This is a genomic window from Mycobacterium sp. UM_Kg27, from assembly GCF_000972905.1.
Classification (GTDB): Bacteria; Actinomycetota; Actinomycetes; order Mycobacteriales; family Mycobacteriaceae; genus Mycobacterium.
The window spans coordinates 1-1,366 of the sequence record NZ_JRMM01000274.1 but is presented as its reverse complement, the minus strand read 5'-3'; the positions used below and the strand labels follow the sequence as shown (position 1 = coordinate 1,366).

Sequence of the window (1,366 nt, the reverse complement as noted above, 5' to 3'; positions counted from 1 at the left end):
CGCGCCCGGCTCCGCCGCGCTTGCGGTCGCCCGGTGTTGATGCGGGCGACCCGCCGCGCCCGGCTCCGCCGCGCTTGCGGTCGCCCGGTCTGAAATGCTGTCCCCATGACCAGAATCGCGATCATCGGTGGCGGCAACATGGGCGAAGCGTTGCTGGCGGGGCTGCTGGCTGCCGGCCGCCCGGTCAAGGACCTGGTGGTCGCTGAGCGGTACGGCGAGCGGGCCCGGCAGCTCTCGGAGAAGTACTCGGTCCTGGTGACTTCGGTCGCTGACGCGATCGAGAACGCCTCCGTCGTGATCGTCGCGGTGAAGCCACAGGATGTGGACGCCGTGGTCGAGGAGTTCGCCAAGAGCGTTACCGCTGCCTCCGGGGACAGCGTGGAGCAGGTGCTGGTCACGATCGTCGCCGGTCTCACCACCGAGTACGTGGAGTCCAAGCTCCCCGCCGGAGCGGCCGTGGTGCGGGTGATGCCCAACACCCCGGTCAAGGTCGGCGTCGGTGCCAGCGCGCTGGCCAAGGGCCGCTTCCCCAGCAACGAACAGGTCAGCGAGGTCGCGGCGCTGTTCGAGTGCGTCGGGACGGTGGCGATCGTTCCGGAAGAGCAGATGGACGCCGTCACCGCGGTGTCGGGATCCGGGCCGGCGTACTTCTTCTTGGTGGTCGAGGCGCTGGTGGATGCCGGGGTTGCCGCCGGATTGAGCAGGCAGGCGGCAACCGACTTGGCGGTTCAGACGATGGCCGGTTCGGCGCAGATGCTGCTGGAGGAGCGGGACGCAGGCGATGGTGCGCCCAATGCTGGCATCGACACCGCCCCGACCCACCTGAGAGCGATGGTGACTTCGCCTGGGGGGACCACTGCGGCCGCACTGCGTGAATTGGAGGCCGGTGGCCTGCGGACCTCGCTCGATCGGGCGGTGCAGGCCGCAAAAACACGCTCTGAGCAGCTAAGAATTACATCAGAGTAATTCACTTATTTTTCACATATTGGCTCTCACTAGTCGCAGGAACCCCATCCGTCCCGCTATTCTCCTCTATGTCTGTGCGTGTGGGCGCAGCGGAGGGGAAGCCGCTGGGACTGCACGTGCCTGATTGAAATGGGTAACGATGACGTCTGCGAACGGGCCTTCGGCGCGTGACACGACACAATTTCTCACCGTGGCCGAGGTGGCTGCGTTGATGCGGGTCAGCAAGATGACGGTGTACCGCCTGGTGCACAACGGCGAGCTGCCCGCGGTGCGGGTGGGACGGTCTTTCCGGGTGCACGCCAAGGCGGTGCACGACCTGCTGGAGACCTCCTTCTTCGACGCGGGCTAAAGAGCCGGTCGACAGGTAAGCTGTCTCTTATACACATCTGACGCTGCCGAC

2 protein-coding genes are annotated in these 1,366 nt (G+C 66.1%); both read left to right on the top strand.

All coding sequences use genetic code 11. The annotated features are described in order from the left end of the window. The first annotated feature begins 105 nt into the window (after positions 1–105). A complete protein-coding gene (gene proC, locus LI94_RS21175; RefSeq protein WP_024442552.1) occupies positions 106–966 on the top strand; it encodes a pyrroline-5-carboxylate reductase in 861 nt (286 codons plus the stop codon). Between the two features lie 139 nt (positions 967–1,105). Continuing rightward, positions 1,106–1,315: a helix-turn-helix domain-containing protein gene (locus LI94_RS21170; RefSeq protein ID WP_024442553.1), complete on the top strand. Its 210-nt coding sequence runs from the start codon at positions 1,106–1,108 to the stop codon at positions 1,313–1,315. The last annotated feature ends 51 nt before the right edge of the window (positions 1,316–1,366 follow it).